Origin of the sequence: Gillisella vitis (genome assembly GCF_001541345.2) — a bacterium.
Lineage (GTDB): Bacteria > Pseudomonadota > Alphaproteobacteria > Rhizobiales > Rhizobiaceae > Allorhizobium > Allorhizobium vitis.
In genome coordinates, this window is the sequence record NZ_LMVL02000008.1 from 129063 (window position 1) to 143863 (window position 14801).

Sequence of the window (14801 nt, forward strand, 5' to 3'; positions counted from 1 at the left end):
AGCCGAAGCGCTAAAATCCCGCTCTACAGCAAGCCGCATTTGGCGCAGGCGGCGTCGATGATTTCGAGCTTGATGGCTTGCGCCCTCGCATATTCTCGTCGGAAGGGGTTGGAAACCCAGAGTTCCGAGCGTCCACGCCGTCCTTTCCAGCCGATGGTTCCGGCGTTTGCGGCATCGAGCAGCTTGCGGGTAAGATGCGAGCGTGACAGGTGGAATGTCTCGGCCATGGCCTGGATCGATACGGTGCCGATCAAAATCTGCTCAGCGTCGGCCTCGGTATCCTGACTCTTGGCGATCAGCCAGTCGATAATGATATTGCCGTTGTTCAGCCAGACGAAGGGATCGAAAATTTCCGGCTGCTCGCGCAGCTCAGGCGTCTGCATGAAGGCGGAAGCGATAAGCGGATGCAGCTTGCTCATGTCCCGGCCACTGGCCTCGAAATTCTGTAACCGTGTGCCGTCGTCGAACCCGTCCAGGCTTCGCAGATGGATCTCCATCCAGCCCGCCGCACTGCCAAGGCTGGCCTCGCTCGGCACAAGCGGTCTGCTGCGGCGGTCGGTGGTGGTTGTTTCGCGGGCGATGCCGTAGGTTTCCATTTCCTTCAGAAATGCATCCGCCGTATTGCGGCTGGCCACACCAGTGGCCTCGACAAAGTCGAAATAGCGGGCAGGCAAGATCTGGCCCATCTCAAAATATTGCATCAGGGCAATCTGTCCGAGAAGCCAGCGCTGGTGACTGGCAAAAACCCTGGCGATCTGAGGGTGCTCCTCGAACCGTTTCAAGAAGGCCTCCGCCTGCACGCGGATGATCGGATGAATCCGCGGATGGGATAGCATGGCGCTGGCTGTGAAAGGCATGGCCTGGTGTTTCGTTGGCTGCGCTGGAATATCGTCTTGAGCTTGCGTGCAGGTCATGGTGTCCGAGCCATTTTTTCTATGCAAATAGAAGGGTATCCGAAGCTCAACCATTCATCAATGGAAGAGAGGCCTGCAACCATTCTGTTTTGATTATAGATTTTTTGTTGAGAATTTTCACACCGGATCGGTGCTAACGTCATGCGGACCGGAAGGCATGTGCGGCGAATAGGGTATTTCCGTTTTTCATCGACATGCGAAAGGGGTACCCGTTTTCCGAAAAGATAAACGGCACCGAAAAGGCGCTGTAACACTTTGAAATTGCCACGTAATCCCTGAAACCGCTTCTGGTTCAAGGGATTACGCAGGCGTGCCGCGACGATTAATCGAACAGGCTGGAAACCGAGGCTTCGGCGCTGGTGCGGTTGATGGCTTCGCCAAGCAGGGTGGCGGTACTCAACACCCGGATATTATGGGCGGATTGTACCGCGACGGTCGGCTGGATGGAATCGGTGATCACCAATTCGCGTAGCTTGGAGGAGGTGACGCGGGTAACGGCGCCGCCCGAAAGCACTCCATGGGTAATATAGGCAGTAACGCTGGCTGCGCCCATATTCAGCATCGCTTCCGCCGCGTTGCAGAGCGTACCGCCGCTATCGACGATATCGTCGATCAGAATACAATCCTTGCCTTCGACATCGCCGATGATGTTCATCACTTCGGATTCGCCTGGACGATCGCGACGCTTGTCGACGATGGCCAGAAGACAGTCCAGACGCTTGGCAAGCGCACGTGCACGCACCACGCCGCCGACGTCAGGTGAAACGACCATGAGATTGGCAAGGTCGTAGTGTTCCTTGACATCACGGGCGAGGACGGGTGCTGCAAAAAGGTTGTCGGTCGGGATATCGAAAAAGCCCTGGATCTGGCCAGCATGCAGATCAAGCGTCAGAACACGGTCGGCGCCGGCCTCGGTGATCAGATTGGCAACCAGCTTGGCCGAGATCGGTGTGCGACCAGAGGCGCGACGGTCCTGGCGGGCATAGCCGAAATAGGGAATGACGGCTGTGATCCGCCGCGCCGAGGAGCGGCGGAAGGCGTCGATCATGATCAGTAGTTCCATCAGGTGGTCATTGGTCGGAAACGACGTCGACTGGACGATGAAGATATCCTCGCCACGGACGTTTTCCTGAATTTCCACGAAGATTTCCTGGTCCGCAAAGCGGCGAACACTGGCTTTTCCAAGGGGAACATTGAGATATTTACAGACCGCTTCAGCAAGTTGCCGGTTCGAATTACCTGCGAAGACCTTCATTTGTGCCCGCCTGTTTGCATCCCGCTACGCGATCCCGTCTGGGCATCCCGCACCGGATTAAAACTGTTACAACCGACCCCAGCACACTTGTTTCATGCGCGGCGCTGCAATGCGGGCTTTTTAGCGCCCTTGCCCCTGAATGCAAGTGGTTTGCAACAGTTCTCACGGAAATTCGTAAACGAAGTGATTTTCCCGCGCGTGGTGTTCCGCATGGGCCTCGATTCCGAGGGGAAAAGAGTGGGATTGTTGGCTGTGGTGACTATGTGCCAGAAACGGCCTTACGGATTAGGATGGCCAAGGAACATCGTTGGTGTCATGGCGGTCACCTGTCGGAAAGCGCAGGAGAACGACGCCGTACTGGCAAAACCAAACTCGACAGAGACCCGCGCGATTGCATTTCCTCTTGCCAGCCAGTCCATCGCTTGCACGATTCGTGCGCGCTGCCGCCACGACTTCAAGGTCAGTCCGGTCTCCACCGGAAATAGCCGGCTCACGGTGCGCACAGATGTTGCGGCGCGCGCTGCCAGTTCGTCAAGGTTCAGTCGGTTCTGGCGATCCTCGAAGGCGAAATCGGCGACACGCCTTGCGACAGGACTGGTGGGTAAAGGTAAGAATGTCGGCGCATGGGCCGTTTCGGTCAGTTCATGAAGCATCAGCCGGGCAACGAGTTCAGCCTTGTCCGTCGATATATGGGGCGAGAAAGCCGCGTCCAGCAGGCATTTCATCAGCGGAGTGACCCGTAGCGTAAACGGTCGGTGCAGTTGCGTGGGCGGTGCCCAGGCCTCAGCCGCCGATGGTTCCCAATCCACCATCCAAAGTTCAGCATCAGTGAGCACGTCTACCCGGTGAACAACTCCTGCCGGAATCCAGACGGCGAGCTGTGGCGGCACAAGCCAGCGCCCTTCGTCCGTGTGTACCTGGACCATGCCCGATGCGGCAAAGGTCAGTTGTGCTTCCCCGTGAGAATGGGCTGGCATGCCCATGCCGCGCTGCTTGCAGCCCCGGCGTATCGTGAAAGGGTGTCCCGACATGATAATTGGCCTCTGCGCGATGCGGATTGGCGTCACATCGTCAACTCTCTCGTCTACCATAAGATTCATCAACAGGCGATCACAGATAAACGCTGAGCCGAGCAGGAGTGAAGAATGAAAGCGATTGTCATCAACCAATACGGCAATAACGACGTGGTCAAATATGTCGATATTGATCGTCCAGACCCCCACGTTGGCGAAGTGTTGGTCAAAATTCATGCGGCAGGCGTCAATCCTGTAGACTGGAAAATCCGCAGTGGTCTCGGTCAGCGCCTCGGCATGTCTTTACCCATCTATCTTGGAGGCGAGATAGCCGGTACCATCGAGAAACTCGGCGATTGGGTCAGCGAATTCAAAGTTGGCGATGCGGTTTACGGCATCATTCCCTCGGGCGGCTTTGCCGAATATGTCGTTGCCAAGGCCACAGACCTTGCTCGCAAACCTACCAAGCTGGATTTCATCCAGGCGGCTGCGATACCGCTCGGTGCTTTGACCGCATGGCAGGCGATGTTCGATCTTGCCACACTCTCCAGCGGCCAGCGTTTGTTAATCACCAACAGTTCTGGTGGCGTCGGCTCCCTTGCGGTGCAACTCGCAAAGGTGACGGGCGCGCATGTCACCGCCATGGGGTCCGCGCCGAACGAGGACTATGTGCGCAGTCTGGGCGCTGACGATTTCATCGACTACAGAAGTCAAGCTTTCGAGTGCGTCGCCCATGACATGGATGTCGTGTTTGATACGGTCGGCGGTGACACCTTTGAACGAGCGTTCCTGACTCTCAAAAAGGGAGGATTCCTGGTGACCGCAGTGGCTTTTCCCAGGGATGAGGCGAACAGGTATGGCGTTGGCGTTGCACGCGTTCATTGCAAGCCAAATGCGGGGCAGCTTATCTCAATCGGCGAACTTGCTGAAACCGGCAGGCTGAAAGCCCATGTCGCGACGGTTCTTCCTCTTGCGGAAATCAAAGATGCATTCGATCTCTCCGAGGGCGGCCGCACCCGTGGAAAAATCGTAATGCGGGTCATGGACTAAAGTTTGCTTTAGGAAAAGTGGAACTCTGTTTTCCCGAAAATACAAACGACAACAAGAAAAGCGAGTGTCTGTTTGGTTCAATCTGAGCCTGATAGACTCTCGCTTGCGAATAAATGCGGTCGATAATGCCCGGTGAGCGTCGAAAACCGGGGTGGCCGTTCTCACCGTCGCGCAAGCGGGTGGTGACTGCGATTTCCACCGTCACCCCGTATTTTTTGCACGCCAGTCAACATACTCATCAAGGGTCTTGTTGGCGATGATCTGCATGGCGGAGGCGGGGACGGCGGCCCAGGGGTCTTGGGCTTTGCCCGGCACGGTCTGCTGGCCCTGGATGCGGTGCAGGCGGTTGCCGCTGGCGTCGAGAATATCCCAGACATAGACGACGGTGATCTTGCCGCCTTCGCCATAGGCAGAGAAATAGCCTTTGAGAATATGGCGGGCCTGTTCGCCGCTGGAGCTGCGCATCATCAGCCCTTTGGCGCGGGCCTCGGCTCCCAACTGGCGCGAGAGCGGCGTGACCGCCTCGACCGGCGCGCCGATGATTGGCAGGAAGCGGATCGAGTCTGGTCCGGCATCGCCAGCCGGAGCAAGCGAGGCTTGCTGCGAGGGAGCGGCGGCTTCATCATCGGTTTGCGGTGCGAGAGCGGCCTCTTCCTCAGGCTCTGGTTGGCTGATCGATGGTCCAGCCTCGGCCTGCTCATGCATCCGGTTCTGCTGCCTTTCGGGCTGCTGCCAGCTTTGCTGGCGGCGCGGTTGTCCGTCCAGAGGCTCTGAAGCAACCGGATTATAGCCGTTTTGCAGGGCTTGCGCCTGGGCTTCCAGCGAATTTTGTGGCTGGGACTGGCTTTCCGGCTGCGGATAGGGGGAGTAAGCCTGTTCCGGCGCTTGCTCACGCAACGCGCGATGCGGGCGGCGGGGGACTTCCTCATTCTGGCGCATGGCGGTCTGCATGTCTTCACCGGTCAGCGGCTTGCTGATCGAGCCGCTGGTGCCGACATCGAGAGGTGGCGTCAGCGTGTCGGAGACGCTGCAACCGGCCAGACCGGCACTGGCCAAGCCAGCGCTGGCCAGACCACCAAGGGCCAGAACGAGCGCGGAGCCGATGCTGGAAGCGGGACGTCTCATTGGCTGCCTCCTTAACGGCTGCGTTCGTATGAGAATCCCGCGATTATCTTCCTAAAACGTTAAATTTTGCTTCAAACGCGACCTACATGTCGCCTTTTATCGCCAAAAATGCATCTTTGATACCAAGGCATCGAAGATGCTCACGCCTTGACGATCAGATCCAGCGGATGACGCGAAAGCGCGCGTGGCGCCCCTTCGGTGGTGAGATACGTGTGGCCCAACGTCATCGCGGTCTCGCGTTCGGAATCCATGATGATCATGTGGATGAACAGAGACATGTTGGGCAGGATCTCCTGCGGATTGCCGATGTGGAACATCTGGTGCTCCATCCAGGACGGGGAGAAGCGGGCGCCCAGCGAATAGCCGCAGGCATTCAGCCGGTGGCGGGTCAGGCCGCGTTCGTCCAGCACTCTTGCATGGGTCTCAAACACGTCGCCGAAGGTATGGCCGGGCCGCAGCACGGTTTCGATTTCCTGGATCGCCTCACGGCAGGCGGCATAAAGTTCACGGTGGCGGGGCGAGGGCTCTCCGACCAGCACAGTGCGCATCATCGCGGCATGGTAATGGGCTGAAGCTCCGGCCCATTCCAGCGTCAGCTGGTCATTGGCCGACAGCGTGCGGCGGCCCGCCTTGTAGCGGCACAGCAACGCATCCTGACCGGAGCCGATGATGAATTCATTAGCCGGATAATCGCCGCCGCCAGCAAAGACCGCGCCTTGCATGGCAGCGAGAATGGCGGCCTCGTCGCCCCCGGCTGAAATCAGCGGCAGGGCTGCGTCCAGCGCGTCATCGGCAAGGCTGGCGGCCTTTTCGACATAGGCGATTTCCTCTGGGCTCTTGATCAGCCGCAATTCGCTGACCAGCATCGACGCGTCGATCAATTCACCGAAGCTCAGCAATTGATTGTCCAGCAGTCGAGCGATCCGCCCGGTCATGCCATGGGTGTCGTATTCGATGCCAAGACGGCAGCCGAGCAGGTCGAGATCGTTGAGCAGATCCTTCAGGTCGCTGGTCGGATCGGCGTTGGTACGGTCAACCCAGATCAGGATATTGTCGATGGTCGAGGTCTGGCGGGCCTGGCGCAGATCCGCCGAGCGGGTCAGAAGCGTCATCGAGCCATCGGCCTTCACCACCAGCGTCTGGAAGAAGCAATAGCCGAACGTGTCATAGCCGGTCAGCCAATACATGCTTTCTTGGGCAAACAGCAGCATGGCATCCAGCTTCTGTTCGCGCATCCTGTTGGTCAGGCGTTCCAGCCGGGCGGCATATTCGGCGTTTGAAAAATGCAAAGTCATGCGCGAGGCCCCTGAAGCATGATGGCGGAGATCTGGCGGCCGTAGTCCGGCTCGCCCGCGTGGGTGGTGCGACGATAAGAGAAGAACCGGTCCGGATCGCCATAGGTGCAGAGACCGAGCATGTCGGCGGCAATCCCGGCATCCGTCAGCCGCTTCACCGTCAGTCCCGGCAGGTCGAACATTGAATGGCCGGGCTTGGTCGAAGGCGTGAAAAACTGCTGATAGGCGGGGTCATGGGCCAGAAACCGCTCGACGAATTCCGGGCCGACCTCATAAGCTTTGGCGCTGATCGACGGGCCAAGCGTGGCGACAATGCTGGCGCGGGTAGCGCCCAGCGCGATCATCGCTTCGATGGTATTTTCCAGCACGCCGGTTAGCGCGCCCTTCCATCCGGCATGGGCAGCCCCGATGACGCGGTTGACCGGATCGGCAAACAGGATCGGTCCGCAATCGGCGGCAAGCGCCCCCAGGATAAGGCCGGGCCGGTCGGTGACCATGGCATCCACTTGTGGCCGTTGCGACCCGAAAGGCTCTGTCACCGTCACCACATTGGGAGAATGGACCTGATGAACGGTGACGAGATCCGCCTCTTTTCCACCAAACCAGCCCGCCACGCGGGCGCGGTTTTCATGCACATGCGCCGGATTGTCGTTTGATCCGAGCCCGATGTTCAGCCCCGCGTAAATGCCGGTGGACACGCCACCATGCCGGGTGAAAAAGCCGTGGACTATTCCTGCCGACCCGCAGGGGGCCAGCAGCGCGCTCTGCAAGGGGGATGGTCCGGTTTCGGGTTGAAGGTGGGCCACATCGTGTGTCGAGGACGGCATCGGTGTCCCTTTCGCATGTCTTAATCTGAATCAATCGGCATTATGTCCAGGATTTTGCCCGCAGCATGGTCAGATCCAGCGATTTGGCCGGATGTGACCATCACCGCGGTGATCTGTCAATCCTGGGTCGAAGCTCGGCCTGGGTCAAAGCCCGGCCTGAGCTAAAGGTCCGCCTGGGGCAGGGGCCGGAACGGGGCGAGCGACAGGGTGGGGCTGGAGAGGGCAAGCACTTTGAACAATTCGCCCATCCGCCCGACTCCAGCACCCGCCAGCCGGTTGACGGCTTCGGCCAGTTCAAGCTGGGTGGCTTCGTCCTTGCCGCGCCCCAGAATGCCGACGCGTTCCTTGATGCCAAGGCCGAGCAGGAAATCGCCCTGGCGCAGGCAGCCGCTGGGCGTGACCCCGGCTGCAAGGGCGGTGCGGGCCAGATCCTCGAAATCGACATGACTGGTCAGATCGGCAATGCCTGGATTGGCCAGCGGCGGATCGTAATCATGGGCGCGCAAGGCTTGCAGCGTATCGCCGAAGCCGGTGGAGATATGGCCGTAATCGATGATCAGCGCCGCCCCTCCTTCGGCTTTCAGCCGCTCGCACATGGAGGTCATCACCGCGCGGCGGGCGGGTGAAAACTCAAACACCGTGCCATCAGGCTGGGCGCTGGCGCCCGGCGGCAGAAGGGCCGGATCAAGCGTCGCAACCCCGGTCGAGAAGATCAGCTCATCGTCCACGCCGAGGCTGACCATGCGTTCGCGGTAATGCGGGCCGAGCTTGACGAACTGGCGGATGGGAATGGCGTCGAACAGCTCGTTGGCCACCACCAGCACGAAGCCTTCGGGCACATCGCCAAAGCTATCATGCCAGTCAATCTTTTCGATATGCGGCTCCAGGCTGTTGCGCTGGATCTGGCGCAGCCGGTCGCTGGTTTCCACCAGATGAACGGTGGAATCCCGGTAGAGATCGGGTGCAAGCCGGGCGATGACCCGCAGCATATCGCTCATCATCGTGCCGCGTCCGGGGCCGACTTCTGCCAGCCGCACGGGGGCGGGCAGGCCATGGCGCTGCCAGGCATGGACAATGAAAACCCCGATCATCTCACCGAAGATCTGGCTGATTTCCGGCCCGGTGATGAAATCCCCAGAAGTGCCGAAAGGTTCACGGGTCTTGTAATAGCCGAATTCCGGATCGGCGAGGCAAAGAGCAAAATAATCCGTGACGCTCAACGGACCGTTCAACCGGATGAGCGCCTTGATCTTATCACCAAGCGTGGTGGTCATGGTCAGCGTTTCCCGATTCATCCCTTTAGTCCTGACGGCTCTTGGTTATGCCCGGCACGTCTTGCCCGCCAGATAGCCCACAGCCCCAGCGCCAGCATTGGCAGCGAGAGTACCATGCCCATGGTTAACCAACCACCTGCCAGATAGCCGAGCTGCTCATCTGGTTCCCGGAAAAATTCAACAAAAATACGCGCCAGCGCATAGCCGCAGATAAAGACACCGCTGATAACGCCTGAGGTTTTCAGTGCGTGGAACCAGCGGATGAGCACTTGCAGCAGCACAAACAGCACGAGGCCTTCCAGTGCTGCTTCATAAAGCTGGCTTGGATGGCGAGTGAAGGGACCGCCGGTCGGGAACTGCATGGCCCAGGCCACGTCGCTGATCCGGCCCCACAATTCGCCATTGATGAAATTGGCGATCCGGCCGAAGAATAGACCGATGGGGGCGACACAGGCGACGAGGTCGAACAGCATCCATACGGGCAGACCGTTGCGTCGAGCAAAGACGATCATTGCCAGCGTAGCCCCGGTCAGGCCGCCATGGAAGGACATGCCGCCGCGCCAGATTTCCAGCGCCACCACCGGATTGTCCAGCACCGGTTGCAGGTCATAGAACAGGATATAGCCGATCCGCCCACCCAGCACGATGCCGATCGCCGCCCAGACCAGAAAATCATCCAGGTGTTTTTCGGTGATTGGCGTGGTGTTGCCGGGCCAGAGCGACAGATTGGCGATCATCCGGCGCGCCAACCACCAGCCAATGAGAATGCCTGTGACATAGGCCAGTCCATACCAGCGAATGGCAATGGGGCCGATGCTGAGCGCAATCGGGTCGATCTGCGGATAGGGCAGAATGGCGAAAAGGCTGGCTACTGTGTTCAAGGATATGCTTTCATTCGATTTCTCCGAAAAATGGCGGGCAGGCTTGCGCTGGTCAAGGTGAATCTGCCCAACCATCTTGATCCGCTCCGATTAAGGTGAAAATTGCACCGAGAGCTTAAAAAGACGTGAGATCGTGAATGATCTGTGTAAAGGCCGGGAAAAGGCTTTTGGCAACGGCTTTTGGAGGGCGGTGTTTGGGTGCGTTTGGCACGGCCCGTCTGATGTTTTGCCGGTGGACGCAAGGGCCGGTGCTCTTCACGTGGTTTTCTCTTGCATAGCCTGCGCCGAATCCCTACCTCCAGAGAATGCCGCGCCCCAATTGGGCGTCTTGTGGTGGAGCGTAAGGAACACGATCATGAGCACCGGAACAAGCCGTATCATGGATGAATTCGCCAAGTTGATGACCGATGCCGCGGGCGCCGCCCAGGGCGTGCGCAAGGAAGCGGAAACCGCCTTGCATGCCCAGGCCGAACGCTGGCTGAACAGCCTGGACGTGGTGCGTCGCGAGGAATTCGACGTGGTGCGCGAAATGGCGTTGAAGGCATTGGAAGAAAACGAAGCCCTCAAGGCCCGTATCGAGGCGCTGGAACAGCAGACGGGTGGCAGTGCGCCTGCGGTCACCGAATCGGCGCCTTGATAGGGAAAAGCATCGGGCAGCTACGGATCGGCTGACCATCGGCCTGATTGTCCGTAGATGGACTAGCAAATCAATAATCACGCTATCTGACGGTTGTGCTCGCGCGCAGCCGTTTTTTATGGGGGCTATGGGGTCATCGGAGCGTTAACCGGGCATTGTGGTTAATGATTGCTTACGTTTTTTTTCCACATGTGGATTGTTCCAAAAAAGGCAATTCCATGAGTCAGTTAAGCCTGTGCATCGGGGTGTTGATACACGCGCTGTCCACAGTGACGCTCGTGAAATCGGCGGGGAGGGGCTGGTTTGGGGCAGTGCCCGCTATACACTGATTTTAAATGATGATTCGAAACGAACCCGACCAGTTTCGGGCAGGGTGCCGCAAGCATTCTGGGGCTATCGGGTGTCATTCGAAGCGTATTTCCGGTCAGTGCGTTGTGGTTTGTCGATGGTGTCAGCGTGTCGTCATCACAAGGGCATTCCCGGTTTAGAAGGTGCGGCATGAGCCTAATGGAATTTCAATTTGAACGTCAGTCCAACCCGGTCGACACGATCGAGTATGTGGCCTCGAATAATGACTGGTCTTTCGAGCGGTCCGGCGAAGATGAAATCGCCATGACTGTGGATGGTCGCTGGGCTGCCTATCACGTGTCCTTCTCCTGGATGGAGGAATGCGAGGCGCTGCATCTGGCCTGCGCCTTTGATATCAGAGTGCCGGAACCCAGGGTCAACGAGATCATCCGGCTGCTGTCGCATATCAATGGACAGGTGCTGATGGGCCATTTCGATCTGTGGCGCCAGGAAGACGTGGTGATCTTCCGCCAGTCGCTGCTGCTGGCCGGTGGTGCCGAGCCGACCAACCAGCAGGTTGAAGTACTGTTGTCCAGCGCGGTCGAGGCCTGCGAGACCTATTTTCAGGCGTTCCAGTTCGTCGTCTGGTCGGGGCTCGATGCCAAGTCGGCCATGGATGCGGTGCTGTTCACCACGGTTGGCGAGGCCTGATCATGGGAAGTGCGCAGACCTCGGGTCCGATCGTTCTTGTCGGCGCCGGCAATATGGGCGGCGCCATGCTGTCCGGCTGGCTGAAGAACGGCGTCGATCCGTCGACTGTGATCGTCATCGATCCCGGCGCGAGTGATGCCGCCAAGGAGCGGTTTACCCAGGCTGGCGTGCGTCATCTGACGCAGGCGCCGGTTGATATCGTCGCTGGTTTGCTGTTCCTGGCCGTCAAGCCGCAGGTGATGGAAGCGGTACTTGCGCCGCTCAAGCCGCTGGTGGGTGCCGATACGGTTGTGGTGTCCGTGGCTGCTGGAAAGACCCTGTCTTTCATGGAAACCCATTTGGGGGTTGCGGCCATGGTCCGCGCCATGCCCAATACGCCTGCCATGGTCGGACGTGGTGTCACCGGGGCCTATGCCAATGCCGAGGTCAGCGAGGCGCAGCGGGCGCGGGTGACGGCGCTTCTAGCCGTGTCCGGGCCTGTCGAGTGGGTGGGCAGTGAAAGTGATATTGACGCCGTGACCGCCGTTTCCGGCAGCGGTCCGGCCTATGTGTTTTATCTCGTCGAATGCATGGCTGAGGCAGGCCGTAAAGCCGGTCTGCCAGCGGACCTCGCCATGCGTCTCGCACGGGAAACCGTCGCGGGGGCTGGTGAAATGTTGCACCAGTCCCCGGACGATGCCGCCACGCTGCGCAAGAATGTCACCTCGCCGGGCGGCACCACCGCCGCAGCTCTTGGCGTGTTGATGGCCGAAGACGGCATGCAGCCATTGTTCGACACGGCGATAGCCGCCGCGAAACGCCGAGCCGAGGAGCTTGCCTCTTGAGTGGCGGCGACAAGACCTCGAACGAGATCACTTACGGTGATTTCGAAAAAGTCGATATCCGGGTCGGGACGATTATCGAGGCAGAACCCTTTCCTGAGGCCCGCAAGCCCGCCTTCAAACTGCGGATCGATTTCGGGCCTGAGATCGGCATCAAGCGGTCCTCGGCGCAGATCACCGTGCATTATACGCCGGAAAGCCTTCTTGGTCGCCAGGTGCTCGGCGTGGTGAATTTTCCACCGCGCCAGATCGGGCCTGTGCGGTCCGAGGTTCTCACTCTTGGTTTTGAGGATGAGGCCGGAGCGATTGTGCTGGCTGCCGTGGAGCACGGCGTGCCGAACGGCCACAAAATGATGTAGTTTCCCGCGTTCGGTTCGTCTTAAATTGGGTCGGCCTTCTTAAACCGGAATGCGGATCGTGGCGCGCAGCCCCCCGAGCGGGCTGTCGCCAAGCGTGACATTGCCGCCGTGGCTGCGGGCGATGTCGCGGGCAATGGCGAGGCCAAGCCCGGTGCCGGACGCATCCTGGTTGCGGGCCTCGTCCAGCCTAAAAAACGGCTTGAACACATCGTCGCGAGATTGGGCGGGAATGCCGGGACCATCATCATCAAAGACGATGGTCAGCCATTTGGCTCCGTGGCGGGCTTCGACATGCATGGTATTGGCATAGCGGCGACCATTGGCGGCAAGATTGCCCACCAGCCGCCAGAAGGCATTGGGACGCACCCGGATCTGTTCATCACCCTCGATGACATAGCTGAAGGCCTTGCCGTGCAGCCGGTAATCGGCGCTGATTTTTTCCAACATGTCCTTCAGGCTGAAGGGTCCGAAATTTTCTTCGGCCTCGCCCTTTGCAAAGGCCATATAGCCTTCGAGCATCGATTGCATGGCATCGACATCTTCATTCAGCGGTTCAAGATCGGGATTGTCGCCCGCTAAAGCCAATTGCAGCTTGAACCGGGTGAGGATGGTGCGAAGATCGTGGCTGACGCCGGTCAGCATAGCGGTGCGCTGTTCCATCTGCCGTTCTATGCGTTCGCGCATCAGAATGAAGGCGAGGCCTGCCCGGCGGATTTCATCGGCGCCGCGTGGGCTGAAGTCCTTGGCGGGTTTCTGGCCCTTGCCAAAGCTTTCGGCAGCCTCGGCCAGCGACAGAATCGGGCGGATCTGGCCGCGCAGGAACAGTGTGGCGATAACGATCAGCACCAGCGACGTGCCGAACATCCACAGCAGGAAGATATGAGTATTGGAGGCATAGGCCTGATTACGCCGGGCGAAAATCCGCAGAACCTCACCGTTCAACTGGATACGAATCTCGATCAGCGGTGAATCGCCCACGGTATCAATCCAGAAGGGCCGCTTGATCTGGTTGCGCAATTCATCGCTGAGCAATTGATCGAGAATCGAAAAGAACGGCTTGGGGCGAGGGGCGGGCAATTCGCCGTTCTTTTCCAGTGAGGCGACCAGACCCAGCTTGGAATTGGCAATTTTCAGCGTGTTGGCCGCGTCCTGCGGGTAGGTTTCCAGCAAGACGATCACTGTGGCAATGTCACGGGTGACGGCAGCGGACAGGCGTTGCGTCACCATCTGCCAGTGGCGCTCCATGAACACGAACAGCAAGACAGTTTGCAGGATCAGCATCGGCAGGATGATGATCAGCAGCGCCCTGGCAAACAGGCCGGTCGGAAACTGGCGGCGCAGCCAGCGGCTGAACCAGCGCAGGTCGATCCATGAAATGCGCCGGTATTTCAATCGGCTGAAGGCTTGCCTGAACGTCATGGTCGTTTCCGTTATGGTTGACCGCTGCTGGTCGGATGCAGCCTTTAGAGCATCAGAACGATGCTCTCAGTTTTTGTTTGCGCATCGGATTCATCCGAAAACCGGTTCCCACTCTTCGGTCCGATGCTCTAGAGTCTGTCAGGTTCAGATTGAACCAGACAGACTCTCGCTACTCTTGTTTTCGTTTGTCTTTTCGGGAAAACCGGGTTCCACTTTTCCCTGACAAACTCTAATCCCGGCTGAGGCGATAGCCGATGCCGCGCACGGTTTGCAGCCAAACCGGATTGGCCGGGTCATCCTCGATCTTGCGGCGCAGGCGGTTGATCTGCACGTCGATAGTGCGTTCGCCGACATCAGTATCCTCGCCCACCAGCTCATGGCGCGGAATGGTCTCTCCGGCCCGGTTGGCAAACAGCAGCATGATATCCTGTTCGCGGTCAGTCAGGTGAATGACTTCAGGTCCTTTTTTCAGCTCCTTGCGCAGGATGGAGAACGTATAGGGGCCGAACATCACCTGTTCGATTTTCGGCGTATCGGCATTGGTGTTACGCCGCAGGATATTGTTGATGCGCAGCACCAGTTCACGCGGATCGAAAGGCTTGGCCAGATAGTCGTCTGCACCTGCCTCCAGCCCGGCAATTCGTGAATCGGCCTCCGTGCGGGCCGTCAGAAGAATGATCGGCGCAGTGATCTCGCCGCTCAGCGATTTGGTCAGCGACAAGCCGTTTTCGCCCGGCATCATCACATCGACGATCAGCAGATCATAGGCCAGGCCCGCCAGCTTGCGGCGGGCTTCCTGCGCTTCGGCAGCGACGGTGACGCGAAAGCCCTGCTCGGTCAGGTAGCGATGCAAGAGATCGCGGATGCGTGTATCGTCATCGACAACAAGGAGATGCGGGGCATCGTCGGTCAGGTCAATACGCTTCATACTG

Annotated in this window: 15 protein-coding genes; 5 read left to right on the forward strand and 10 right to left on the reverse strand. The window is 59.0% G+C overall.

The genetic code is table 11. The features are described from left to right. Window positions 1–23: 23 nt before the first annotated feature. The 3 genes from ASB66_RS22740 to ASB66_RS22750 form a co-directional block, all read right to left on the reverse strand. Window positions 24–857, reverse strand: coding sequence for a hypothetical protein (locus tag ASB66_RS22740; protein WP_147274070.1), 834 nt, complete (start codon window positions 855–857; stop codon window positions 24–26). Between the two features lie 379 nt (window positions 858–1236). Beyond that, window positions 1237–2169 carry a ribose-phosphate pyrophosphokinase gene (locus tag ASB66_RS22745; protein ID WP_015916696.1) on the reverse strand — a complete coding sequence of 311 codons (933 nt, stop codon included), beginning with the start codon at window positions 2167–2169 and terminating at the stop codon, window positions 1237–1239. 278 nt (window positions 2170–2447) lie between these two features. Next, window positions 2448–3419 (reverse strand): AraC family transcriptional regulator, encoded by a 972-nt coding sequence (locus ASB66_RS22750; RefSeq protein ID WP_234823946.1) that lies wholly within the window; start codon window positions 3417–3419, stop codon window positions 2448–2450. On the opposite strand from ASB66_RS22750, the gene ASB66_RS22755 reads away from it, so the two are divergent. Then, a complete protein-coding gene (locus ASB66_RS22755; RefSeq protein WP_234823947.1) occupies window positions 3354–4232 on the forward strand; it encodes an NADP-dependent oxidoreductase in 879 nt (292 codons plus the stop codon). The two genes, ASB66_RS22750 and ASB66_RS22755, sit on opposite strands and share 66 nt — an antisense overlap. 201 nt (window positions 4233–4433) lie before the next feature. On the opposite strand, the gene ASB66_RS22760 is transcribed toward ASB66_RS22755, so the two are convergent. From ASB66_RS22760 to lgt, 5 genes are all read right to left on the reverse strand, one after another. Next, on the reverse strand, window positions 4434–5357 hold the full coding sequence (locus ASB66_RS22760) for a hypothetical protein (protein WP_114386945.1): 924 nt from the start codon (window positions 5355–5357) through the stop codon (window positions 4434–4436). A gap of 140 nt (window positions 5358–5497) precedes the next feature. Then, window positions 5498–6652, reverse strand: coding sequence for a M24 family metallopeptidase (locus ASB66_RS22765; RefSeq protein ID WP_060719831.1), 1155 nt, complete (start codon window positions 6650–6652; stop codon window positions 5498–5500). Next, the gene (gene pgeF, locus ASB66_RS22770; protein ID WP_060719830.1) at window positions 6649–7479 is read right to left on the reverse strand and encodes a peptidoglycan editing factor PgeF; all 831 of its coding nucleotides are present in this window, start codon (window positions 7477–7479) and stop codon (window positions 6649–6651) included. The genes ASB66_RS22765 and pgeF overlap by 4 nt, the downstream gene beginning before the upstream one ends. Window positions 7480–7640: 161 nt before the next feature. After that, window positions 7641–8753 carry a class I SAM-dependent methyltransferase gene (locus tag ASB66_RS22775; protein ID WP_060719952.1) on the reverse strand — a complete coding sequence of 371 codons (1113 nt, stop codon included), beginning with the start codon at window positions 8751–8753 and terminating at the stop codon, window positions 7641–7643. Between the two features lie 17 nt (window positions 8754–8770). Continuing rightward, window positions 8771–9634 (reverse strand): prolipoprotein diacylglyceryl transferase, encoded by an 864-nt coding sequence (gene lgt, locus ASB66_RS22780; RefSeq protein ID WP_060719953.1) that lies wholly within the window; start codon window positions 9632–9634, stop codon window positions 8771–8773. A gap of 355 nt (window positions 9635–9989) precedes the next feature. Here lgt and ASB66_RS22785 point away from each other — a divergent pair, with 355 nt between their 5' ends. The 4 genes from ASB66_RS22785 (at window position 9990) to ASB66_RS22800 (ending at window position 12450) form a co-directional block, all read left to right on the forward strand. Further along, complete coding sequence (locus ASB66_RS22785) at window positions 9990–10271, forward strand: accessory factor UbiK family protein (protein ID WP_081089178.1); 282 nt, start codon at window positions 9990–9992, stop codon at window positions 10269–10271. A 498-nt stretch (window positions 10272–10769) separates the two neighbouring features. After that, window positions 10770–11270, forward strand: a complete 501-nt coding sequence (locus tag ASB66_RS22790) for a type III secretion system chaperone family protein (protein ID WP_060719829.1) — start codon at window positions 10770–10772, stop codon at window positions 11268–11270. Between the two features lie 2 nt (window positions 11271–11272). After that, complete coding sequence (gene proC, locus ASB66_RS22795) at window positions 11273–12094, forward strand: pyrroline-5-carboxylate reductase (RefSeq protein ID WP_060719828.1); 822 nt, start codon at window positions 11273–11275, stop codon at window positions 12092–12094. Next, window positions 12091–12450 carry a tRNA-binding protein gene (locus tag ASB66_RS22800; protein WP_060719827.1) on the forward strand — a complete coding sequence of 120 codons (360 nt, stop codon included), beginning with the start codon at window positions 12091–12093 and terminating at the stop codon, window positions 12448–12450. Before proC ends, ASB66_RS22800 begins: the two co-directional genes overlap by 4 nt. Before the next feature lie 39 nt (window positions 12451–12489). On the opposite strand, the gene ASB66_RS22805 is transcribed toward ASB66_RS22800, so the two are convergent. Both ASB66_RS22805 and ASB66_RS22810 read right to left on the reverse strand, forming a co-directional pair. After that, on the reverse strand, window positions 12490–13869 hold the full coding sequence (locus tag ASB66_RS22805; RefSeq protein WP_114386947.1) for a sensor histidine kinase: 1380 nt from the start codon (window positions 13867–13869) through the stop codon (window positions 12490–12492). Window positions 13870–14098: 229 nt separating this feature from the next. Next, window positions 14099–14797, reverse strand: coding sequence for a response regulator (locus tag ASB66_RS22810; RefSeq protein WP_060719826.1), 699 nt, complete (start codon window positions 14795–14797; stop codon window positions 14099–14101). Between the last annotated feature and the right edge of the window lie 4 nt (window positions 14798–14801).